Annotated in this window: 21 protein-coding genes; 16 read left to right on the top strand and 5 right to left on the bottom strand. The window is 71.7% G+C overall.

Annotation, left to right across the window (positions count from 1 at the left end):
• Window positions 1-104: 104 nt before the first annotated feature.
• Entirely contained in the window at window positions 105-332 is a 228-nt protein-coding gene (locus AB0A90_RS02715; protein ID WP_357240503.1) for an acyl-CoA carboxylase epsilon subunit, read from the top strand.
• On the opposite strand, the gene AB0A90_RS02710 is transcribed toward AB0A90_RS02715, so the two are convergent.
• The 5 genes from AB0A90_RS02710 to AB0A90_RS02690 are packed head-to-tail and all read right to left on the bottom strand — an operon-like array spanning window position 316 to window position 6,102.
• Window positions 316-1,953: an ABC transporter ATP-binding protein gene (locus tag AB0A90_RS02710; RefSeq protein ID WP_357240500.1), complete on the bottom strand. Its 1,638-nt coding sequence runs from the start codon at window positions 1,951-1,953 to the stop codon at window positions 316-318. The two genes, AB0A90_RS02715 and AB0A90_RS02710, sit on opposite strands and share 17 nt — an antisense overlap.
• Window positions 1,950-2,804 (bottom strand): ABC transporter permease, encoded by an 855-nt coding sequence (locus AB0A90_RS02705; RefSeq protein ID WP_357240497.1) that lies wholly within the window; start codon window positions 2,802-2,804, stop codon window positions 1,950-1,952. The genes AB0A90_RS02710 and AB0A90_RS02705 overlap by 4 nt, the downstream gene beginning before the upstream one ends.
• Complete coding sequence (locus AB0A90_RS02700) at window positions 2,797-3,759, bottom strand: ABC transporter permease (RefSeq protein ID WP_357240494.1); 963 nt, start codon at window positions 3,757-3,759, stop codon at window positions 2,797-2,799. The genes AB0A90_RS02705 and AB0A90_RS02700 overlap by 8 nt, the downstream gene beginning before the upstream one ends.
• Window positions 3,747-5,342, bottom strand: a complete 1,596-nt coding sequence (locus tag AB0A90_RS02695; RefSeq protein WP_357240491.1) for an ABC transporter substrate-binding protein — start codon at window positions 5,340-5,342, stop codon at window positions 3,747-3,749. The genes AB0A90_RS02700 and AB0A90_RS02695 overlap by 13 nt, the downstream gene beginning before the upstream one ends.
• Before the next feature lie 46 nt (window positions 5,343-5,388).
• Window positions 5,389-6,102: a response regulator transcription factor gene (locus AB0A90_RS02690; protein ID WP_357240488.1), complete on the bottom strand. Its 714-nt coding sequence runs from the start codon at window positions 6,100-6,102 to the stop codon at window positions 5,389-5,391.
• Between the two features lie 476 nt (window positions 6,103-6,578).
• Between AB0A90_RS02690 and AB0A90_RS02685 the strand changes: the two genes are divergently transcribed.
• The 15 genes from AB0A90_RS02685 to AB0A90_RS02615 are packed head-to-tail and all read left to right on the top strand — an operon-like array spanning window position 6,579 to window position 20,653.
• The gene (locus AB0A90_RS02685; RefSeq protein WP_357240485.1) at window positions 6,579-8,066 is read left to right on the top strand and encodes an FAD-dependent monooxygenase; all 1,488 of its coding nucleotides are present in this window, start codon (window positions 6,579-6,581) and stop codon (window positions 8,064-8,066) included.
• A complete protein-coding gene (locus AB0A90_RS02680) occupies window positions 8,066-8,395 on the top strand; it encodes a TcmI family type II polyketide cyclase (protein ID WP_357240482.1) in 330 nt (109 codons plus the stop codon). Before AB0A90_RS02685 ends, AB0A90_RS02680 begins: the two co-directional genes overlap by 1 nt.
• A complete protein-coding gene (locus tag AB0A90_RS02675) occupies window positions 8,392-9,666 on the top strand; it encodes a beta-ketoacyl-[acyl-carrier-protein] synthase family protein (RefSeq protein ID WP_357240479.1) in 1,275 nt (424 codons plus the stop codon). Before AB0A90_RS02680 ends, AB0A90_RS02675 begins: the two co-directional genes overlap by 4 nt.
• Window positions 9,663-10,910, top strand: a complete 1,248-nt coding sequence (locus tag AB0A90_RS02670) for a ketosynthase chain-length factor (RefSeq protein WP_357240476.1) — start codon at window positions 9,663-9,665, stop codon at window positions 10,908-10,910. The genes AB0A90_RS02675 and AB0A90_RS02670 overlap by 4 nt, the downstream gene beginning before the upstream one ends.
• Window positions 10,911-10,926: 16 nt before the next feature.
• The gene (locus AB0A90_RS02665; RefSeq protein WP_357064825.1) at window positions 10,927-11,199 is read left to right on the top strand and encodes an acyl carrier protein; all 273 of its coding nucleotides are present in this window, start codon (window positions 10,927-10,929) and stop codon (window positions 11,197-11,199) included.
• Window positions 11,196-11,975: a 3-oxoacyl-ACP reductase FabG gene (gene fabG, locus AB0A90_RS02660; RefSeq protein WP_357240473.1), complete on the top strand. Its 780-nt coding sequence runs from the start codon at window positions 11,196-11,198 to the stop codon at window positions 11,973-11,975. Before AB0A90_RS02665 ends, fabG begins: the two co-directional genes overlap by 4 nt.
• A 20-nt stretch (window positions 11,976-11,995) precedes the next feature.
• Window positions 11,996-12,931 (top strand): aromatase/cyclase, encoded by a 936-nt coding sequence (locus AB0A90_RS02655; protein WP_357240470.1) that lies wholly within the window; start codon window positions 11,996-11,998, stop codon window positions 12,929-12,931.
• Entirely contained in the window at window positions 12,928-14,130 is a 1,203-nt protein-coding gene (locus AB0A90_RS02650) for an FAD-dependent oxidoreductase (protein WP_357240467.1), read from the top strand. The genes AB0A90_RS02655 and AB0A90_RS02650 overlap by 4 nt, the downstream gene beginning before the upstream one ends.
• Entirely contained in the window at window positions 14,127-14,894 is a 768-nt protein-coding gene (locus AB0A90_RS02645; RefSeq protein WP_357240464.1) for an SDR family oxidoreductase, read from the top strand. Before AB0A90_RS02650 ends, AB0A90_RS02645 begins: the two co-directional genes overlap by 4 nt.
• Window positions 14,891-16,441: an acyl-CoA carboxylase subunit beta gene (locus AB0A90_RS02640; protein WP_357240461.1), complete on the top strand. Its 1,551-nt coding sequence runs from the start codon at window positions 14,891-14,893 to the stop codon at window positions 16,439-16,441. Before AB0A90_RS02645 ends, AB0A90_RS02640 begins: the two co-directional genes overlap by 4 nt.
• An 11-nt stretch (window positions 16,442-16,452) precedes the next feature.
• Window positions 16,453-17,424, top strand: a complete 972-nt coding sequence (locus AB0A90_RS02635) for an LLM class flavin-dependent oxidoreductase (protein WP_357240459.1) — start codon at window positions 16,453-16,455, stop codon at window positions 17,422-17,424.
• A complete protein-coding gene (locus tag AB0A90_RS02630; RefSeq protein ID WP_357240457.1) occupies window positions 17,421-18,608 on the top strand; it encodes an MFS transporter in 1,188 nt (395 codons plus the stop codon). Before AB0A90_RS02635 ends, AB0A90_RS02630 begins: the two co-directional genes overlap by 4 nt.
• Window positions 18,605-19,195: an NAD(P)H-dependent oxidoreductase gene (locus AB0A90_RS02625; protein WP_357064840.1), complete on the top strand. Its 591-nt coding sequence runs from the start codon at window positions 18,605-18,607 to the stop codon at window positions 19,193-19,195. The genes AB0A90_RS02630 and AB0A90_RS02625 overlap by 4 nt, the downstream gene beginning before the upstream one ends.
• Entirely contained in the window at window positions 19,188-19,829 is a 642-nt protein-coding gene (locus AB0A90_RS02620) for a hypothetical protein (RefSeq protein WP_357240455.1), read from the top strand. Before AB0A90_RS02625 ends, AB0A90_RS02620 begins: the two co-directional genes overlap by 8 nt.
• Window positions 19,826-20,653: an NAD(P)H-binding protein gene (locus tag AB0A90_RS02615; protein ID WP_357240452.1), complete on the top strand. Its 828-nt coding sequence runs from the start codon at window positions 19,826-19,828 to the stop codon at window positions 20,651-20,653. The genes AB0A90_RS02620 and AB0A90_RS02615 overlap by 4 nt, the downstream gene beginning before the upstream one ends.
• The last annotated feature ends 1 nt before the right edge of the window (window position 20,654 follow it).

Here is a 20,654-nt window from a genome sequence, read left to right as displayed (position 1 = left end):
GGTGGCCCGATCCGCGTCGCCGGCTTCTCCGTCCTGCTGACTGGCCTTGGCCGGACTGCGCCGGCAGCCGTTCGCGGCGCTGGCGACCACCGTGGGGAGGATTTATGACAATCGTTGTCGAGTCCGGTGACCTGGACCCGGTCGAGCTGGCCGCGGTCGTCGCCGTGCTGCTGGCCCGTGCCGCCGCGGTCGCGTCGTCGCCGGACGCCAAGCGAGGGCCCAACCGGCGGTCCGCGGTCTGGGGACGGCCCCACCGGTATCCCGACGTCGTGGTGGCGCACAGCTGGCGGACGCTGCCGATGGTCGAGCGTGAGGTCATGCCAGCCGCGTGAACAGATCACCGGCGGCGGCACCGGGGGCCGCGTCGACCAACTCCCGGGTGTACGGGTCGACCGGCTCACCGAGCACATCGGCGACCGGGCCGGTCTCCACCACCCGCCCGGCCCGCATCACCGCGACCCGGTCGGCGATCTCGCGGACCACGCCCAGGTCATGGGAGATGATCAGGTAGCTGAGGCCCAGTTCGGTGCGCAGCTGGTGCAGCAGTTCGAGGATCCGGTTGCGGTTCGACGCGTCCAGCGCGGACACCGGTTCGTCGAGCACCACCAGGTCCGGCTCAAGGGCGAGGGCCCTGGCGATGGCGACCCGTTGGCACTGCCCGCCGGACAGCTCACCCGGTCGCCGGTCGAGCACGGTCGTCGGTAGCCGTACTCGGTCCAACAGGTCTGCGGCCCGTGCGGCGCGGTCGGCACGGTTGCCCACCCGGTAGGCCCGCAGCGGTGCGGTGACGGCGTCGGCGATCGTGAGCCGGGGGTCCAGAGAGGCATAGGGGCTCTGATAGACCATCTGCATGCGGCGGCGCAGCTGGCGCAGGTCGCGTCCCCGCGCCGCGGTGATATCGGCGCCGTCGAAGCGAACTTTTCCGGCGGAGACGGCGGTCAGGCGCAACAGCAGCCGCGCCGTGGTGGTCTTGCCGGAGCCGGATTCGCCGACCAGGGCGACGGTCTCGCCGCGGTCCAGCCGGATGCTGACGTGGTCGACGGCGGTCCCACTGCCAAACCGTTTTACCAGGCCGTCACCGCTGATCAGCGGGGTGACGCCGGGTGTCGCGGGTGGTGGATTGGTCCGAGGGGCTGGCCGGGCCAGTGCGTCAACGAGGTCCCGGGTGGCCCGGTCGCGGGGCGCGCCGAGCACCGAGCCGACGCTACCCGTCTCGCGGACCATGCCGTCGGCCATCACGACGACCCGGTCGGCTCGGTCGGCGGCGACGGCCAGGTCGTGGGTCACCAGCAGTAGGGCCGTCCCACTGTCGCGGGTCAGGGTGGCGATGTGGTCGAGGATTCGCCGCTGCACGGTGACGTCGAGGGCGCTGGTCGGCTCGTCGGCGATCAGCAGGGCGGGTCCGGCGGCCAGGGCGATCGCGATGAGAACGCGCTGGCACATGCCGCCGGAGAGTTCGTGCGGGAATTGGTCGAGCAGGGTGTGCGCGTTCGGCAGCCCGGCCTGGTCCAGCAGGTCGGCGGCTCGGGCGCGGGCGGTGCGTCGGTCGGGCGCGAGCCGGTGGATGGCGAGCACCTCGGCGACCTGCCAGCCGATGGTGCGTACCGGGTTGAGCGACACCATCGGGTCCTGCGGGACCAGGCCGATGTGCCGACCACGCCGTTGGCGCAGCACCGGTTCCGGGGCTCGGGCGAGGTCAGCGGCGGCTGGGTCGCCCGGGCCGGTGAACAGGATCCGGCCACCCGTGAGGCGCGCCGACGCCGGCAACAAGCCGATCACCGCCCGAGCTGTGGTGGTCTTGCCGGATCCGGAGCCGCCGACGAGGGCGACGGTCTCACCGGCGGCGACGTGGAAGGAAGCATCCCGTACGGCAGGTACGACCCGCCGCCCGCTCGTGTAGTCGACCGCGAGGTTCTCGACCTTCAGCAGCGGTGATGTGTCGGGCATGCTCATCGACTCTCCTGCGCCGTGCCGGCGGCCTGTGCGATGCGGTTGGCGGCCAGGACGGTGGCGGTGATGACCAGCCCCGGCAGGGTGGTCAGCCACCAGGCAGTGCCCAGGTAGTCGCGGCCTTCGGCGATCAGAGATCCCCATTCGGGTTCGGGGGGCGGGGCGCCGTAGCCGAGGAAGGACAGGGCGGACACCTGCAGGACGACGGCACCGAAGTCGACGGCGGCGTAGAGCAGGACGGTGCCTGCCACGTTGGGCAGCACGTGCTGGAGGATCACGAGCGGCCACCGGGTGCCGCCGGCGCGGGCGGCCTCCACGTACGGCATCCGCACGATCCGGGCCGCCTCCGCGCGGACGACCCGCGCGAACATCGCGATACTGGTCAGTCCGACGGCGAGGGCGACCTTGACGGTGCCGAAGCCGAGCGCGGTGATGAGTGCCAGCGACAGCAGCAGCCCAGGTATGGCGAGCAGCACGTCGACCCCGCGCATGAGCAGTTCCTCGGCGCGTCCGCCCAGACAGCCGGCGAGCAGTCCGAGCACTGTTCCGGCCACCAGGCCCACGGCCACGGCGATCAGCGCGGCCTGCAGGGTGAGTGCGCTGCCGTGCACGACCCGGGCGAACAGGTCGCGGCCCAGCAGATCGGTGCCGAACAGGTGGGTCGCCGACGGTGGGAGCAGCCGGCTGGCGGGCGCCGCGGCCAGCGGGTCGCGGCTGGTCAGGAGCCGCGGTGCGGTGGCCGCGAGCACGACGACCAGGATCATGGCGCCGGACGCGACGAGTGCCGGTCGGGCGGTCCGGCGGCCGACCCGGTCGAGCAGGCGGCCGGGAAGGGGCAGTCGAGTGTCAACCATGGACCACCTCCCGGGCCCCGGTGGCGGTGCGTAGCCGCGGATCGAGCACCGGCATCAGCAGCTCGGTGGCCAGGCTGACCAGCACGAAGCAGGCCGCGCCGAGGATCACCGCGCCCTGCACCACGGGGATGTCCTGGGCGGCGACTGCCGTCGCGGTCAGCCGCCCGATGCCGTGGCGGGAGAACACCGTCTCGACCACCACCGCGCCGGCAAGGATGTTGCCGGCCAGCACGCCGGTCACGGCCAGCGGGGTGAGCGCGGCGTTGCGGGCGGCGTGCCGCAGCAGCAGCCGGGCCCGTCCGGCGCCCTTGGCGGCCGCGGTGTCCAGGTAGGGCTGGGCCAGGGCGTCGCCCAGGCCGCGGGCGAAGGTCTGGCCGACGAGTGCGGCGACCGGCAGAGCCAGCGTGATCGCTGGCAGTACGGCCGCGGCAGAGCCGTCGCCGAACGCCGGCAGCAGCGCCCACCGGAACGAGAAGACCTGCAGCAGTACCAGGCCGACCCAGAAGGTGGGCACCGAGATGCCGGCGCCGGGCAGCGAGAGCAGCAGCCTCCGTAGCCCACGGCGGCGGACGTATGCGGCGAGCAGGGCGACGGCGGCGCCCAGCGGCACGCCGAGGCCGAGTGCTCCGGCGGCCAGTTGCAGGGTCGGTGGCAGCGCGTCCAGCAGCATCCGCGCGACCGGTTCCCCGGTCTGCACCGACGTGCCCAGGTCCCCGCGTACCGTGCCCGTGAGTCGGTCCAGGTACTGCTCGGGCAGCGGGCGGTCCAGGCCGTGTTCGGCCCGGAGCGCGTCGAGCTGCCCCGCGGCCACTGTGGTGGCGTCACCACCGCCGGCGGCCATCACGGCCACCGGGTCGCCGGGCAGCACGTAGAGCAGCACGAAGGAGAGGGTGTAGGCGGCCCAGAGCACAAGCACGGCGTGCAGCATCCGGCGGCCGGCGGTCAGGACAGCCATGCGTCGTAGTACTGCAGGCCGGAGGAGGAGGTGAACGCGATGTCGTGCACCTTGCCGGTGAGGGCGAAGACGGTGGTCATTTCGAACACCGGGATCTGGTACGCCTGATCGAGCACCCGCCGCTGTGCGGTGGCGACGAGCTCGGCACGCCGCTTCGCGTCGCCGGCGGCGGCCTGCGCGTCCAGGTCTCGCTGCAGGTCGGGGTCGTTGATCCGGGACAGGTTGAGCAGCTTGTCGGAGAAGGCGGTACGCAGGATGTCCGGGTCGGCGCGTGTCCCGCTGCCCCAGGCGAGGTCGTAGTCGCCGCTGCCGCGCGCCTGCTGGTAGTCGGCGATGGAGAGGATCCGCAGGTCGAGTTCGATGCCGACGTCGCGCAGTTGTTGCTGGATGAGCTCGACAGCGGCCTTGTTGGGTCCGAAGTTGGTGGCCAGGATGGCTTCGAGGGTGAGCCGCTGGCCGTCGTGCGACCGGATGCCGTCCGGTCCGGGCTGCCAGCCGGCGCCGTCGAGTAACCGGCGTGCGGTCTGCGGGTCGTGCCGCAGCAGAGGGCTGTTGTCGGTGAAATTCGCGGTGCTGCTGGACAGCGCGCTGGTGGCCGGGCGGTAGCTGGGGCTCAGGACGGTGTCGACGACCTCGGTGCGGTTGACGGCGGCCTGCACCGCCTGACGTACGGCCAGGTTGGCGGCGATCGGCCGGGCCGTATTGACGCTGAAGGCGACGGGGACGCCCGGATTGGCCCGGCTGAGCAGACTGACGCGTCCGCCACGCAGGGCAGGCTCGTCCTGGGGTGCGACACCGGCGATGCCGTCGACCTGCCCGGAGGTGAGGCTGCCGGTCCGTACACCGGATTCGGGCATCACCAGGAAGGTCACTTTCTCCAGGCGGGCGTCGCCCTGGTGCAGGCTCAGTGGAGAGGGCCAGGCGTAGCCGGTCCGGCGGGTGAGGGTGGTGCTGCGGTTGGTCTCGTAGCCTCCGAGCTGGAACGGTCCGGAGCCGACCAGCCCGCCGGTGCAGCGCTGCTCCGCGCCCTTGCCGAGGCTGGTGGGCGCGAGCAGGCCCAGCGTTGGTGTGGAGGTGGCCTGGAGGAACTGGGCGTTGGGGCCGCCGAAGGTGACCACGGCGGTGTGCGGTCCGGTCACCCTTGTGGCCTTGTAGCCCTGGACGAACCCACTGCCGAGGATGGACTTGGCGCCCAGCGCGGCGACGTCGTCCAGGTTGCGTTTGACCGCTTCGGCGTCGACCGGGGTGCCGTCGGCGAAGGTGGCGTCCTCGCGCAGGTGGAAGGTGAACTCGGAGGCGTCCTTGGTGACGCTCCAGGACGTCGCCAGCCAGGGCACGATCTCACCGGTGGCCGGGTTTTGGTCGGTGAGCGAGTCGACCAGGCCGCGGGCGACGTAGAGGCCCTCGCTGGTCGCCGCCTGGTGCGGGTCGAGGCAGGTCGGGTCGGCGGGCAGGGCGAACTTCAGCTCACCGCCGGATCGTGGCGTCCCGCCGCTGGACCGGCTCTCGGCTGCGGTGCCGCAGGCGACGAGCAGGACTGGGAGCATGGCGGCGACCGTGGTGAGCCCGCGTGGTATTGGCATGGGGATACTCCGTGATGGTGAGGGGGGTGGTGGGCGGCGGGGAAGCTCAGCCGGCCCGAGACAGCCGGGACGGCATCGACCGGCCGAGCCGGAAGCCGACGCCGCGTACCGTGACGATCACGTCGCGGTCCCCGAGTTTGGTGCGCAGGGCGCTCACGTGCGTGTCGATGGTCCGGCTGGTGGTCAGGCTCGGTGTGTAGGTGTCGGCGGGGAAGCCCCAGACCTCGGTGGCGAGGCGGGTCCGGGAGTGGACGACGTCCGGTTCGCCGGCGAGGTGGTGCAGCAGGTCGAACTCCTTGCGGGTGAGCTGGACGGGGTTCCCGTGCACGCGGACCTCGCGGACGCGCGGGTCGATGTGCAGGTCGCCGCGGATGATCACGGCTCCGGATCTGGTGCGCCCCGCTCCGGCCCGGACGCGGCGCATGATGGCCTCGATCCGGGCGAGGAGTTCGCGGACGCCGTACGGCTTGGTCACGCAGTCGTCGCAGCCGGCCTGCAGGCTCAGGACCCGTTCGACGGCCATGTGCTGCTCGGTGAACGCGATCAGCGGGACGTCGCTGGTGGCGCGCACCCGCCGGCATGCTTCCACGCCGTCCATGTCACGCAGGCACAGGTCTATCAGCATGAGGTCGGAACGGTCGAGCGTGCCGATTGCCTCAGCTCCGGTGCCGCATTCTGTGACGTCGAAGCCGTGCCTTTTCAACTGTGCGCTGAGATCTGCGCGCCGGGAATTGTCGGAATCGACCACCAGGGCCCTCATTCGCACTGCTCCCTCGTTGCTACGCCGTGATCTCCGGCGGATCTGCCCGTGTCGTCATGCATGCATACATAACCTATAGGTTTGATAGGTTTTGCACCATGCAGAGCCGCCTCGTCGCCGCCGGTGCTTAGGCTAGGGTCTTGGGTTTGCCCAACGGAAGTGAGTGACGTCACGTCCGGCGATCACGCCGAGGTCGGGGCCGAGCGCCGTCGATGAATTGACAATTCTCTGTAGTTCTTCTGTATCTTCACGAGCTCCCCGGCCGAGTGGCAGCGCTGCGGCGACCGTCCGGCCGACGTCCCGCTGGGGTTGCTGAGGGGGGATTTGACAACCGCTTGACCCAGCTCTGCGGTGAAACTGTGAATGCATGGGTTGAATTCAGGGCGGCGAACGATTGACGATTGTCGGCGTCCACTCCGATGGTGACGTCCATCAATTCGAATGGTGCGCCGCGGCCATCAGTCGGGAGGAAAACCATGGATGCTTCGGTGATCGTCGTCGGCGCCGGCCCGGCCGGTCTCGCACTGGCCGGAGAACTTCGGCTGGCTGGTGCGGACGTCGTCGTGCTGGACCGGCTCACCGCCCGCTCCGGCGAATCCCGGGGCCTCGGATTCACCGTCCGCACGCTGGAGACCTTCGACCAGAGAGGACTGCTGCCCCGCTTCCCTCAGCTGCCGACCACCACCCGTGGTCACTTCGGCGGCATCCCGCTCGACCTGGCCGTCCTCGGCGGGCAGGCCAGCGCCGTGCAGGGCGTACCGCAGTCGGTGACCGAGAAGGTCCTCGAGGAGTGGGTACGCGACCTGGGTGGCGACATCCGTTTCGGACACGAGATGCTCGACCTCGAGCAGGACGAGGACGCGGTACAGGTTCGGGTCCGCACGGCCGGCGGGGAGCAGCACCTGCGTGCCCGCTATCTGATCGGCGCCGACGGCGGCCGCAGCCGGGTGCGTGAGCGCGCCGGCATCGCGTTCCCCGGCACCGAACCCACCACCGAGCTGCTGCTCGCCGACATCCGTGGCGCCGACATCACACCGCGGATGACCGGAGAGGTGCTCGCCACCGGCATGGTGATGGCAGCACCCCTCGGCGACGGCATCGATCGGGTGATCATCTGCGAGCGGGGTGCGGAACCCCGCCGCCGCACCGCTCCACCCTTGTTCAGCGAGGTCGCCGAAGCCTGGAAACGGCTCACCGGCACCGACATCTCGCACGCCGAGGCGATCTGGGTCAGCGCCTTCACCGACACGGCGCGCCTGGCCGAACAGTACCGACGCGGCCGGGTGCTGCTCACCGGAGACGCCGCCCACGTGCACCTGCCCGCCGGCGGGCAGGGCATGAACACCTCCATTCAGGACGCCGTCAACCTGGGCTGGAAACTGGCCGCGGTCCTGCGCGGCACCGCCCCCGAAAGCCTGCTGGACACGTACCACACCGAACGCCACGAGGTCGGTCGGCAGTTGCTGGCCAACACCCAGGCGCAGGCCCGCCTCATCCTCGGCGGAGACGAGGCGCAGCCGTTTCGCGACGTCCTGACCGAACTGATGGCGCACGAACCGGTGCGGCGGCACCTGGCGGCCAAGGTCAGCGGCCTCGACATCCGCTACGACGTCGGCGGCGGCACCCATCCGCTGCTCGGTGCCCGGCTGCCCCGGCTCAGCGTGCTGGCCCGCGACCGCCCGGCCGACACCGCCGCGCTGCTCCGTCCCGGCCGCGGCGTGCTGCTCGACCTCAACGACAACCCGTGGCTGCGCCGGCGGGCCGCCGGCTGGCGCGACCGCGTCGACATCGTCACGACGAGTCCGCGCGACCCGCAGTCCCTTGCGGCGCTCGCCGGCGCCACCGCGGTCCTGGTGCGGCCCGACGGCTACGTCGCCTGGGCCGCCCCGGGCACCCGATACGACCTGCCCACTGCGCTGAACCGGTGGTTCGGACCGGCCCGCGCCCGCTCCGAGGAGAAATGATGACGCACAGTTCCCTGATCGTCGCCCGCATGCAGCCGGGCTCCGCCGACGCGGTGTCGGAGCTGTTCTCCCAATTCGACGACACCGACGTGCCGCACCGGATGGGCACCCGCCGCCGGGAGCTGTTCGCCTACCGTGGCCTCTACTTCCACCTGCAGGACTTCGACCAGCCCGACGGCGCCGAACGCATCCACGAAGCCCGTACCGACGAGCGTTTCGTTCGGATCAGCGCCGATCTCAAGCCCTACATCGAGGCCTACGACCCGGCCACCTGGCGCTCCCCGGCCGACGCCCTGGCACAGCGCTTCTACCACTGGGAAGCCCGATGACCGCCCCCCGCCGCGTGGTCATCACCGGAATCGGGGTCACCGCGCCGGGCACGCCGGGTGCCAAGAACTTCTGGCAGCTCATCTCCGACGGCCGTACCGCGACCCGGCGCATCTCGTTCTTCGACCCCGCGCCGTTCCGCTCACACGTCGCCGCCGAGGTCGACTTCAACCCGGAGAGCGCGGGCCTGCGCCCGCAGGAGATCCGCCGGATGGACCGGGCGGCGCAGTTCGCCGTGGTCACCGCCCGGGAAGCGGTGCAGGACAGCGGTCTGGAACTCCACACCCTCGACCCGGCCCGCCTCGGCGTCACCATTGGCAGCGCGGTCGGTGCCACGATGAGCCTGGACCAGGAGTACCGCGCGGTCAGCGACGGCGGCCGGCTGACCACGGTCGACCACCGGTACGCGGTCCCGCACCTCTACGACTATCTGGTGCCCAGCTCCTTCGCCACCGAGGTGGCGTGGGCCACCGGCGCCGAAGGCCCCAGCACCGTGATCTCCACCGGCTGCACGTCCGGTCTCGACGCGATCGGCTACGCCTCCGACGTCATCCGGGACGGGCTCGCCGACACCATGATCGCCGGTGCCACCGACGCACCGATCTCGCCGATCACCGTCGCCTGCTTCGACGCCATCAAGGCGACCACCGACCGCAACGACGACCCGGAAACCGCCTCCCGTCCTTTCGACGCGACCCGCAACGGCTTCGTACTCGGCGAGGGGGCCGCCGTGTTCGTTCTCGAGGAACTGGACGCCGCCCGCCGCCGCGGGGCGCACGTCTACGCCGAGGTGGCTGGTTACGCCACCCGGTCCAACGCCTTCCACATGACCGGGCTGCGCCCCGACGGCCGGGAGATGGCCGAGGCGATCCGCACGGCCCTCGCCGAGGCGCGGCTCAACCCCTCCGACGTCGACTACGTCAACGCGCACGGCTCCGGCACCAAACAGAACGACCGGCACGAGACCGCCGCCGTCAAGGACAGCCTCGGCGACCACGCCTACCGCGTCCCGATGAGCTCGATCAAATCGATGGTCGGCCACTCCCTGGGAGCGATCGGCTCCATCGAGGTCGCCGCCTGCGCACTGGCCATGGAGCACCACGTCGTGCCGCCCACCGCCAACCTGCACCACCCAGACCCCGACTGCGACCTCGACTACGTACCACTGACGGCCCGCAACCACCGTACCGACGCCGTGCTCTCGGTCGGCAGCGGCTTCGGCGGCTTCCAGAGCGCCGTGGTGCTGGCCCGGCCCGACAGGAGCCCACGATGACCACCCGCACCGTCGTGACCGGACTCGGCATCGCCAGCCCCACCGGCGTCGGCGTCGACCCATACTGGCAGGCCACCCTGCGCGGGCGCACCGCCATCGTCCCGATCACCAGGTTCGACGCGACCGGGTACCCCGCCACGCTGGCCGGCGAGATCACCGGGTTCGCCCCCGAGCAGGAGCTGCCCGACCGGCTGTTGCCGCAAACCGACCGGATGACACGACTGGCCCTGGTCAGCGCCGACCGGGCCCTGGCCGACGCGGCGCTGACCCCCGCCGACCTCGGGCCCTACGACGTCGGCGTGATCACCGCGAGTCACTCCGGTGGGTTCGAATTCGGTGAGAGGGAGCTGCGGGCGCTGTGGAGCCAGGGCGGGCAGTTCGTCTCCGCCTACCAGTCGTTCGCCTGGTTCTACGCCGTCAACAGCGGCCAGATCTCCATCCGCAACGAGCTGCGCGGCCCCAGCGCCGTCGTCGTCAGCGACCAGGCCGGAGGGCTCGACGCACTGGCCCACGCCCGCCGGCAGGTCCGCAAGGGAACACCCGTGGTCGTCGCCGGCGCCGTCGACGCGTCCCTGTGTTCGTGGGGCTGGGTCGCCCAGTTGGCCGGAGGGCGGCTCAGCAACAGCCGCGACCCGCAACACGCCTACCTGCCGTTCGACCCGCGCGCGGCCGGGCACGTACCCGGTGAGGGCGGTGCCCTGTTGATCGTCGAGGACGCCGACCACGCACGGCGACGGCAGGCCCCGCACGTCTACGGCGAGATCGCCGGGCACGCCGCGACCACCGACCCGGCCCCGGGCACCGGCCGCCCCTCCGGCCTGGTCCGTGCCGTCACCCTCGCCCTGGCCGAGGCCGGCGCAGACCCCACCGACATCGACGTGGTCTTCGCCGACGCGGCCGCGGTTCCCGAGCTCGACCAGGTCGAAGCCGCCGCGATCAGCACCGTGTTCGGCCCGCGCGGAGTGCCGGTGACCGCCCCCAAGACGATGACCGGCCGGCTGTACTCGGGCGCTGCCCCGCTGGACGTGGCCGCTGCCCTGCTCAGCATCCGCGACGGTGTCATCCCGCCGACGGTGAACAGCGACCCGGCCCCGGAGTACGAACTCGACCTGGTCACCGGAGCGCCACGACCCGCCCGGGTGCGTACCGCCCTGGTGCTCGCCCGCGGCCACGGCGGCTTCAACTCCGCCCTGGTGGTCCGCGCGCCACAGCCCGTGCTCGTCAGCACCTCCCGCCCCTCCTGACCGGAAAGGCCACACCATGCCCGGATCCGCCCCCTTCACCCTCGACGACCTCCGTCGCATCCTGCGCGACGGCGCCGGCACCAGCGAGAACGTCAACCTCGCCGGCGACATCCTGGACACCGCCTTCGCCGACCTGGGCTACGACTCGCTGGCCCTGCTGGAGACCGGCAGCCGCATCGCGCGCGAGTTCGCCGTCGGCCTCGACGACGAACTGCTCGTCGGCGACACCCGCCCCCGCGAAGTCATCGACGCCGTCAACACCCAGCTCGCCGCCGGGAGCCCGACGTGAGCGCCGGCCGGACGGCGCTGGTCACCGGCGGCACCAGCGGGATCGGCCTGGCCGTGGTCCGCCTGCTGGCCACCCAGGGACACCGGGTGTTCCTCGGCGCGCGAACCGCCGCCGCGGTCACCGACACCGTGAAGCAGTTGACCGGCGAGGGTCTCGACGTCGACGGCGCCGCCGTGGACGTGCGCGACGGCGCGCAGGTCCACGCCTTCGTGCAGAGCGCCGTCAACCGGTACGGCCCGATCGACATCCTGGTCAACAACGCTGGCCGCAGTGGCGGCGGGGTCACCGCCGACCTCGACGACGAACTCTGGGCCGACGTGCTGGAGACGAACCTGACAAGCGTCTTCCGGGTCACCCGGGAGGTGCTCAACACCGGCGGCCTGCGAGGCAAGGAGCGTGGCCGCATCATCAACATCGCTTCCACCGCCGGCAAGCAGGGCGTCGTGCTCGGCGCCCCGTACTCGGCGTCCAAACATGGTGTCGTCGGCTTCACCAAGGCGCTCGGCAACGAGCTGGCACCCACCGGCATCACCGTCAACGCCGTCTGCCCCGGCTACGTCGAGACGCCCATGGCCCAGCGGGTCCGGCAGGGCTACGCGGCGGCGTACGAGACCAGCGAGGAAGCGATTCTCGAAAGGTTCCAGGCCAAGATCCCCCTCGGCCGGTACTCGACCCCCGAAGAGGTCGCCGGTCTGGTCGGCTACCTCGCCTCCGACCCCGCCGCCTCGATCACCGCCCAGGCACTGAACGTCTGCGGCGGCCTCGGCAACTTCTGACCCTCCCGAAAGGACCTGTCATGGCCGACCGCCAGGTCGAACACGAGATCGTCGTCGAGGCGTCCGCCCACGACGTCTACCGCCTGCTCGCGGAGGTGGAGAACTGGCCCCAACTGTTCCCGCCCTCGATCCACGTCGACTACCTGGAACGCGACGGCACCCAGGAACGCATCCGCATCTGGGCCACCGCCAACGGCGAGGCGAAGAACTGGACGTCACGCCGCGTGCTCGACGAGGCCGGCTTGCGCATCCAGTTCTGGCAGGAGGTGCCCGCCCCACCGGTACGCGAGATGACCGGGACCTGGATCATCGAGCCCCTCGCCGAACGCCGCACGAGGGTCCGCCTGCTGCACGAATACTCCGCGATCGACGACGACCCGGAGAAGCTCGCCTGGATCGACCGGGCCGTCGACGACAACAGCCGCGCCGAACTGCCCGGGCTGCGCGACAGCCTGGAACTGACGGCGGCCGGTGAGCTCACCCTGTCGTTCACCGACAGCGTCGAGATCGAAGGCTCCGCCAAGGACGTCTTCGACTTCCTCAACGAGGCCCAGCACTGGGCCGACCGGCTGCCGCACGTGTCCGCCGTGGAGTTCAGCGAGTCCATTCCCGGCCTGCAGACCCTGCGGTTGACGACGCTGACCAAGGACGGTTCCTCGCACGTCACCGAGTCGGTCCGGGTGGCCTTCCCGCACCACCGCATCGTCTACAAGCAGACCACCCTGCCGGCCCTGCTCACCCTGCACACCGGCTACTGGCAGCTGGACGAGGACACCAACGGCCGTACCACGGCGACCGCGGAACACACCGTGGCGATCAACCCGGACCGCATCACCGGCATCCTCGGCGCCGATGCCGGCCTGCCGGAGGCCCGGCGGTTCCTGCGCGAGGCCCTCGGTGGCAACAGCCTGACCACCCTGCGCCACGCCAAGGAGTACGCGGAATCCCGGCGATGACCACCACCGGCGATCCGGGACGCCGCGACGTGGTGGTCGCCGGAGCAGGTCCGGTCGGCCTGTTCCTCGCCGGCGACCTCGCCCGGCACGGCGTCACGGTCACCGTGCTCGAACAGCGGACCGCGCCGCACACCGAGTCACGCGCCTCCACCCTGCACGCGCACACCATGGAACTGCTGGCCGGGCGTGAGGTGCTTCCCCTGCTCGGCGACCTGCCCGAGGGCGGGCCTGGTCACTTCGGTGGCATCCGGCTCGATCTCGCCGCGGGGGAGGCGGGGCACCCGTACGCCGGGCAGTGGAAGTGCCCGCAGACCCACCTGGAGTCGGTCCTCGCCACCTGGGCGGTCGCGGCGGGCGTCGACATCCGGCGCGGCGCGGTCGTCACCGGGCTGCGGGAACACGACGAGGGCGTCGAGATCGACTACTTCGACACGCGCACCGGTCCGGCCCGGATCGCCGCCGGTCACCTGGCCGGCTGCGACGGCGAACGCAGCACCGTACGCCAGCTTGGCGGGTTCAGTCTGACCGGGCCGACCACCGGAACCGGACGGGAGCTGCTCCGCGCCGACGTGGACGGCATCGACGTGCCGGGCCGGCGCTTCGAACGCACGCCGCGCGGCATGGCCACGGCCGTGCGGTGGCCGGACGGCGCGACCCGGATCATGGTGCACCGCTTCGGTGCCGCATCCCGGTGGCGCACCGGGCCGGTGCTGTACACCGAACTGGCCGAGACCTGGGCTGAGGTCACCGGCGAGGACATCGGGCACGGCACGCCCCGCTGGGTGAACGCCTTCGACGACGTCGGCCGGCAGGCCGCCGAGTACGTCCGCGGCCGGGTGGTGCTGGCCGGCGACGCCGCCCACCAGCAGCTCCCGGCCGGCGGTCAGGCGCTGAATCTCGGCCTGCACGACGCCGCCGAGCTCGGCCCGCGGCTCGCCGCTCGAGCCAGGGGTGATGCCGGCGACAGCGTGCTCGCCGGCTACGACCGAATCCGGCGTGCAGCCGGCGCCCGCACGCTCACCCACATCCGCGTCCAGGCCGACCTGCTGCTCGGCGACCCGGGCGTGGAGGGCCTGCGCTCGGTGTTCACCGAACTGATCCAGCTCGACGCGGCCCGCGACCATCTGGCCCGTGCTGTCGGCGGCCTCGACCTCACGGCGCTCTCCGACGACTCCGAGAAGAAAGGTGTTCCAGCATGAGCCGACTCACCGGCAAGACCGCACTCGTCACCGGATCCAGCCGTGGCATCGGCCGGGCGACCGCGATCCGGCTGGGCCGCGAGGGGGCACTGGTGGCCGTCCACTACGCCGCCAACACCGGTGCCGCAGAGGAGACCGTGGCGCTGATCGAGAAGGACGGTGGCCAGGCCTTCGCCGTGCAGGCCGAACTCGGCGTCCCGGGCGACGTCCACACCCTGTTCCTGGGCCTGGAGCAGCAGCTCAAGGACCGCACCGGGGAGACGACACTCGACATCCTGGTGAACAACGCGGGGGAGACCACCGCAACCGGCATCCCGTTCGAGGAGGTCACCGGCGCGGTCTTCGACAGGTTCTTCGCCGTCAACGCCCGGGCCCCGTTCTTCCTCGTCCAGCGGGCGATGGCGCACCTGCCGGCCGGCGGCCGCATCATCAACATCTCCTCGGGGCTCACCCGGGTCGCCAACCCCGACCAGATCCCATACGCGATGACCAAGGGGGCCATTGAGCAGCTCACCCTGCACCTGGCGCGGCTGCTCGCGTCGCGCGGCATCACCGTCAACACGGTCGCACCCGGCATCACCGACAACGGCGGGCCGGTGTTCGACATCCCGGAGGCCGTGGAGCAGATGGCGAGCCTGTCCGCCTTCAACCGGGTCGGTCAGACCGGCGACGTCGCCGATGTGATCACCTTCCTGGCCACCGACGAGGCGCGCTGGATCACCGGCGCCTTCCTCGACGCCACCGGCGGGACGTTGCTGGGATGAGCATCCGGCAGAGCACGGCGCAACTCGCCGACCTCAAGGAGACGGTCCGGCTCGGCCCGGACCCCGCGGCCACCGAACGCCAGCATGCTCGCGGCAAGCTGACCGCCCGGGAACGCATCGACCTGCTACTCGACAAGGACAGCTTCACCGAGGTGGAGGCTCTGCGCCGGCACCGCGCCACCGAGTTCGGCCTGCACCACCGGCGCCCGTACACCGACGGTGTCGTGACCGGCTGGGGCACGGTCGAGGGCCGCACCGTGTTCGTCTACGCCCACGACTTCCGGATCTTCGGCGGGGCGCTCGGGGAAGCCCACGCCCAGAAGATCCACAAGGTGATGGATCTGGCGATCTCCGCCGGGGCTCCGCTGGTGTCGCTCAACGACGGCGCCGGCGCTCGTATCCAGGAGGGGGTGACCGCTCTCGCCGGTTACGGCGGCATCTTCCAGCGCAACACCCGTGCGTCCGGCGTCATCCCGCAAATCAGCGTGATGCTGGGTCCGTGCGCGGGCGGCGCGGCGTACAGCCCGGCCCTGACCGATTTCGTGTTCATGGTCCGCGACACCGCGCAGATGTTCCTCACCGGGCCGGACGTGGTGCGGGCGGTCACCGGCGAGCAGATCAGCCAGAACGACCTCGGCGGCGCCGACGTGCACGCCGGCATCTCCGGGGTGGCCCATTTCGTCCACGACGACGAGGAGAGCTGCCTGGCCGACGTGCGGTACCTACTCTCGCTCCTGCCGGCCAACAACCGCGAACTGCCACCCAACGTCGTCAGCGGTGATCCCGCACAGCGGCCCAGCGACGCGCTGCTCGACCTGGTGCCGGCCGACGGCAGCCGGGCGTACGACATGCGCGCCGTGCTCGCCGAGATCGTCGACGACGGCGAACTGCTGGAGGTGCACGAGACGTACGCCCGGAATCTGGTCTGTGCCCTCGCCCGCCTCGACGGGCAGGTGGTCGGCATCGTGGCCAACCAGCCCGCCGTGCTGGCCGGTGTCCTGGACATACCGGCCAGCGAGAAGGGCAGCCGCTTCGTGCAGTTCTGCGACGCCTTCAACATTCCCCTGATCACGCTTGTCGACGTGCCCGGCTTCCTGCCCGGAGTGGTGCAGGAGCACAACGGCATCATCCGCCACGGCGCGAAGCTGCTGTACGCCTACTGTGCCGCCACCGTCCCGCGGATCTCACTGATCCTGCGCAAGGCCTACGGCGGGGCGTACATCGTGATGGACTCCCGGTCGATCGGCGCGGACCTCGCACTGGCCTGGCCGACCAACGAGATCGCCGTGATGGGGCCGGAGGGCGCCGCCAATGTGATCTTCCGCCGGGAGATCGCCGCGGCGCCCGACCCGGAGGCGGCGCGCGCCGAGAAGATCGCCGAGTACCGCGCGGAACTGGTCCACCCGTATCACGCGGCCGAGCGAGGGCTGATCGACGACGTGGTGGACCCGCGGCAAACCCGGCCGGTGCTGTGCCGCGCGCTGGCCATGCTCGCCAGCAAACACGGCGACATCCCGCACCGCAAGCACGGTAACCCTCCGTTCTGAAAGGACGCACCGTGGATGTCGGACTGCTCTTCGACCTGCGCAACCCCCAGCAATGGCAGCGGCCCCGCGACCGCCACTACGGCCGCATTCTCGACTTTTGCGCCGAGGCTGACCAGCGGGGTGTCGGTGGCCTCTGGTTCACCGAGCATCACCTGTTCGCCGACGGCTATCTTCCGCAGCCACTGACCTTCGCGGCGGCGGCCGCCGCCCGGACCCGGCGGGCCCGCATCGGCACCGCGGTGGTGGTGGCCCCGCTGCACCATCCTGTCGAGATCGCCGAGCAGGCGGCCGTGGTGGACCTGATCAGTGGAGGGCGCCTGGAACTCGGGCTCGGTGCCGGCTACCGCCGTCCCGAGTACCAGCTGTACGACGTCGACTTCGGCCGCCGCATCTCCCGCGCCGGCGAGCACATCGAGCGGGTGCGGGAGCTGTGGCGCGAGCGTGGCATCACCCCGGCGCCGGTGCAGGATCTTCCTCCGCTGTGGGGTGGCTTCTACGGGCCGCGTGGTGCCCGCCTGGCGGGCCGGCTCGGCATCGGCCTGCTGCACCTGTCGCGCGAGTCGTTCCTGGAGTACCAGCGGGGCCTGGCCGAGGGTGGCCACGATCCCTCGGTCGCAAGGGTCGCGGATCTGCTGCCCATCCTGCTGGCCCGGGACCCGGAGCGGGCGTGGGCCCGGGTCGGCCCGCACCTGGTGCACCAGGTCAACTCCTACCGGCAGGGCGCGCTGGAGGGCACCGGCCAGACCTCTCCGCCGCTGACGCTCGACGACCTCCGCGACCCGCACGCCCGCGACACCCGCGGCCTGCTGCGGATCCTCACCGCGGAGGAGGCGGCAGTGGAGATCAAGGAGCTGACCGCCGGGCTGCCGGTCCGCCACCTGATCTTCTGGGCGGACATCGCCGGCATGCCCGACGATCTGGTCGCCGACAACATCGCCCTGGTCACCGGCCGTCTTCCGGCGCTGCTGGCCGCGGCGTCATGACGGCGCTCACCTCGCGCCGCTCGTCAGCCCTGCTGCTCGTCCTGTCCGCCACCATGGTCCTCGACGCGGTCGAGGTGTCGGTGGTGCTGGTCGCGGTGCCGCACGTCGCGGCCGGCCTGGACCTGCCCCTCGCCTCGGCGCAGTGGCTGGTCAGCGGGTTCGCCGCCGGGTTCGCCGTACTGCTGCCGTTCGGACCGTGGCTGGCCCGCCGTTTCGGCCGCCGCCGCACCTATCTGACGGCGATGGCCGGCTTCGCCGTGGCGTCCCTTGCCGGCGGCCTCGCCGACAGCGGTGCGGTGCTGATCGGCATCCGCGTGGTCAAGGGCATGTGCGCGGCCCTGACCGCGCCCGCCGGGCTGGCCATCATCGCGACCGCCTATCCCGACGAGGCCATGCGGCGGCGCGCTGTCGGCGTGTACTCGCTGTTCGGAGCGGCCGGGTTCACCACCGGCCTGCTGCTGTCCGGTGCGCTGGCCGAAACCGGATGGCGGTGGACCTTCGTCTTCCCGGCACCGGTGGCCATCGCGTTGATGCTGCTTAGCCGTCGTCTGCTGCCACCGGACTCGCCGGAGTCGGCACACTCGGACGTCCCTTCAGCCGGACTGCGGATCACCGGCGCGCTGCTCGGGGCGGCGGTGACGGCATCGGCTCTCAACGGGGGCTACCAGACCCTGCTGCTGCTGCTCACCTTCGACCTGCAAGGCCGGTTCGGGTGGACCGGCTGGCAGAACGCCTTCGCTCTGCTGCCGGCGTGCCTGCCGCTCGCACTCGCCGCACCGTGGGGCGCTGCCCTGGTAGCCCGGTTCGGCGGGGACCGCCTGATCGCCCTGGGAGCTGCCGCCGCGCTGCTGGGCTACCTGAGCCTGCTGTGGCACCCCCACCCCGCCCGGTACGTCACCGGCGTACTGCCGGCGCTGTCCCTGGTTGGTCTCGGGTTGGTGCTGTCGTTCGCCGCGCTCAACATGCGTGCGACGACGGCGGCGCCACCCGGCCGAGGGCCTGCGGCGATCGCGTTCTACCAGGCGGCGGTCCAGGCCGGAACCGTGGCGCTGCTGCCCGTCGCCGCGACCGTCACCGCTGCCGGCGAACGGCGTGCCGCCTGGCTGATCCTCTCCCTGGCGGCGGCGGTTGGCCTGCTGGCCGCCGTCGGCGTCTCGTCCCCGCACAGGAAGGCAGTTCCTTGACCGACATCTCGCCGCTACGACTCGCGGTGATCATCGCCAGCGTCCGGGACACTCGGCTCGGCCCGGCCGTCAGCGAGTGGGTGCTGGCCCAGACGGCCGCCCGGCCCGAGCTCGACGTCAATCTCATCGACCTGCTCGACCATCCGCTGCCGCTGGTGCTGCCGGCACCCGGGCGGTCCCCGGAACCCGAGGTGGCCGCGATCCGTGACCGGCTGAGCAGACAGCTGGCCGAGGCCGACGCCTTCGTCATCGTCACGCCGGAGTACAACCACAGCTTCCCGGCATCGCTGAAGAACGTCCTCGACTGGTTCCTCAGCGAGTGGGCCGGCAAGCCGGTCGGCTTCGTCTCCTACGGCGGCCACGCGGGAGGGCTGCGCGCGGTCGAGCAGCTACGGCTGGTCTTCGCCGAGCTGCACACCGTCACCGTGCGGGAGACGGTCAGCTTCCACCACGCATGGCAACAGTTCCCCGTCGGCGCGACGGTGACCGACGCGGGTGCCGCGGCGGCGGCGAAGACACTGTTCGACCAGCTCGTCTGGTGGGCCCGCCCGCTGCGTGCCGCCCGCGCGGAGCACCCGTATGGCTGACCCGGACTCCCCGGAGCCGGACGTCGCGGCGGTCTTCGTGACCCGCTGGCACACCCCGGCGGCGACCGCCGCGGTGCTCCGGGAGGTGACCGCGGCCTGGACCGCGGCCCCGTGGCCGCCGGGTCTGCTGTCCCTGGACGCCTATGCCGGGGTCACCGCCGAGACCGCACTGCTGTACGTGCGCGCCGCCGACCCGGACGCCTACGCCCGGCACGTCAGCACTCTGCCCGGCGTGGCCCGGCGCACCGCCGTCGAGTACCGGCCGCACAGGGCCATCGTGCTCGACGGCGCTCCGACCGCCGGATGCGCGGTCGTCGCCGATTTCGACGTCGACGACCCGCCCCGGCAGGAGCAGATCGTCACGTCCGTGGTGCGGGCGCTGGAGCAGACACCCCCGGAGCACCACCGCGGCATGCTCAGTGCCCGTTTCCACCTCAGCGTGGACGGCACCCGGGTGCTCAACCTGGCGCGGTGGACCGACGACGCGGCCCACGAGGCATTCCTCGCGGGCGCCACCCGGCGGGCGACACTGCGGGCCACCGCCGCGACCCCCGGAGTGCGGCCGATCGGTTTCCAGCGCTACCACCTGTTCCGCAGCCTCGGCCCGACCCGAATCAAGGAGAACCAGCCATGACCATTCTGGTGACCGGAGCCGGCGGACGCATCGGCGCCACAGTTCTGCGGCAGCTGTACGAACAGGGCCGGCCGGTCCGGGCGGCCGGCCGGACGCAGCCGGCGGACCTGCCCGGCGGTGTGGAGTGGGTCGACCTTGATCTGGCTGCGCCCACGTCGGCGGCACGGGCGGTGGCCGGAGTCGAGCAAATCTTCCTCTACGCCCGACCCGAGGGCGCTGAGCAGCTTCTGAAAGCGGCCGCCGACGCCGGCCTGCGGCACATCGTGCTGCTGTCGTCGCTGGCCATCGACCACGACGCCGACCAGCCCGGGCCGATCGCGCTCCAGCACCTGCTGGTCGAGCGGGCCATCGAGGCCGCCGGGATCGGCGCGACCGTGCTGCGTCCCGGGGCCTTCGCCAGCAACGCGCTGCAGTGGGCCGCGCAGATCCGGGCCGAGGGGCGGGTGGCGTTACCGTACCCGGGCACCTACAGCGAGCCGGTGCACCCGGATGATCTGGCGGAGGTCGCGGTGCGTGCGTTCGACGACGGCCGGGCCGGTGCAGTGCACCGGATCACCGGCCCGCAGTCGCTGTCGGCACGCGAACAGGTCCGGGCCATCGCGGCGGCCACCAATAGGCCGATCGAGGTACGCGAGATCGACCCGCAGAGGTACGCCCAGCAGTTGTCGGCGCACGTACCGGCGACCTTCGTCCGTTCCCTGCTCGACTACCAGCGCGAACGCGACGGGCAGCCCGGGCCGGTGTACGACGTGGCCGCGTTGCTGGGTCGCCCGGCCCGGCCGTTCGCCACGTGGGCGGCCGAGAACGCCGCATCGTTCAGCTGAG

The organism is Micromonospora sp. NPDC049204, from assembly GCF_040647935.1.
In the GTDB taxonomy this organism is placed as follows: Bacteria; Actinomycetota; Actinomycetes; order Mycobacteriales; family Micromonosporaceae; genus Micromonospora.
The sequence above is the reverse complement of the archived record's forward strand: the minus strand, read 5'-3'. Positions and strand labels throughout refer to the sequence as shown.

Bases quoted from the DNA above. Each gene is read 5' to 3' on its own strand.
- AB0A90_RS02695 (WP_357240491.1), bottom strand. From the start codon at position 5,342: ATGCCAATACCACGCGGGCTCACCACGGTCGCCGCCATGCTCCCAGTC.
- AB0A90_RS02615 (WP_357240452.1), top strand. From the start codon at position 19,826: ATGACCATTCTGGTGACCGGAGCCGGCGGACGCATCGGCGCCACAGTT.
- AB0A90_RS02715 (WP_357240503.1), top strand. From the start codon at position 105: ATGACAATCGTTGTCGAGTCCGGTGACCTGGACCCGGTCGAGCTGGCC.
- AB0A90_RS02710 (WP_357240500.1), bottom strand. From the start codon at position 1,953: ATGAGCATGCCCGACACATCACCGCTGCTGAAGGTCGAGAACCTCGCG.
- AB0A90_RS02680 (WP_357240482.1), top strand. From the start codon at position 8,066: ATGACGCACAGTTCCCTGATCGTCGCCCGCATGCAGCCGGGCTCCGCC.
- AB0A90_RS02685 (WP_357240485.1), top strand. From the start codon at position 6,579: ATGGATGCTTCGGTGATCGTCGTCGGCGCCGGCCCGGCCGGTCTCGCA.
- AB0A90_RS02665 (WP_357064825.1), top strand. From the start codon at position 10,927: ATGCCCGGATCCGCCCCCTTCACCCTCGACGACCTCCGTCGCATCCTG.
- AB0A90_RS02645 (WP_357240464.1), top strand. From the start codon at position 14,127: ATGAGCCGACTCACCGGCAAGACCGCACTCGTCACCGGATCCAGCCGT.
- AB0A90_RS02640 (WP_357240461.1), top strand. From the start codon at position 14,891: ATGAGCATCCGGCAGAGCACGGCGCAACTCGCCGACCTCAAGGAGACG.
- AB0A90_RS02700 (WP_357240494.1), bottom strand. From the start codon at position 3,759: ATGGCTGTCCTGACCGCCGGCCGCCGGATGCTGCACGCCGTGCTTGTG.
- AB0A90_RS02705 (WP_357240497.1), bottom strand. From the start codon at position 2,804: ATGGTTGACACTCGACTGCCCCTTCCCGGCCGCCTGCTCGACCGGGTC.
- AB0A90_RS02630 (WP_357240457.1), top strand. From the start codon at position 17,421: ATGACGGCGCTCACCTCGCGCCGCTCGTCAGCCCTGCTGCTCGTCCTG.
- AB0A90_RS02655 (WP_357240470.1), top strand. From the start codon at position 11,996: ATGGCCGACCGCCAGGTCGAACACGAGATCGTCGTCGAGGCGTCCGCC.
- AB0A90_RS02675 (WP_357240479.1), top strand. From the start codon at position 8,392: ATGACCGCCCCCCGCCGCGTGGTCATCACCGGAATCGGGGTCACCGCG.
- AB0A90_RS02670 (WP_357240476.1), top strand. From the start codon at position 9,663: ATGACCACCCGCACCGTCGTGACCGGACTCGGCATCGCCAGCCCCACC.
- AB0A90_RS02620 (WP_357240455.1), top strand. From the start codon at position 19,188: ATGGCTGACCCGGACTCCCCGGAGCCGGACGTCGCGGCGGTCTTCGTG.
- AB0A90_RS02650 (WP_357240467.1), top strand. From the start codon at position 12,928: ATGACCACCACCGGCGATCCGGGACGCCGCGACGTGGTGGTCGCCGGA.
- AB0A90_RS02690 (WP_357240488.1), bottom strand. From the start codon at position 6,102: ATGAGGGCCCTGGTGGTCGATTCCGACAATTCCCGGCGCGCAGATCTC.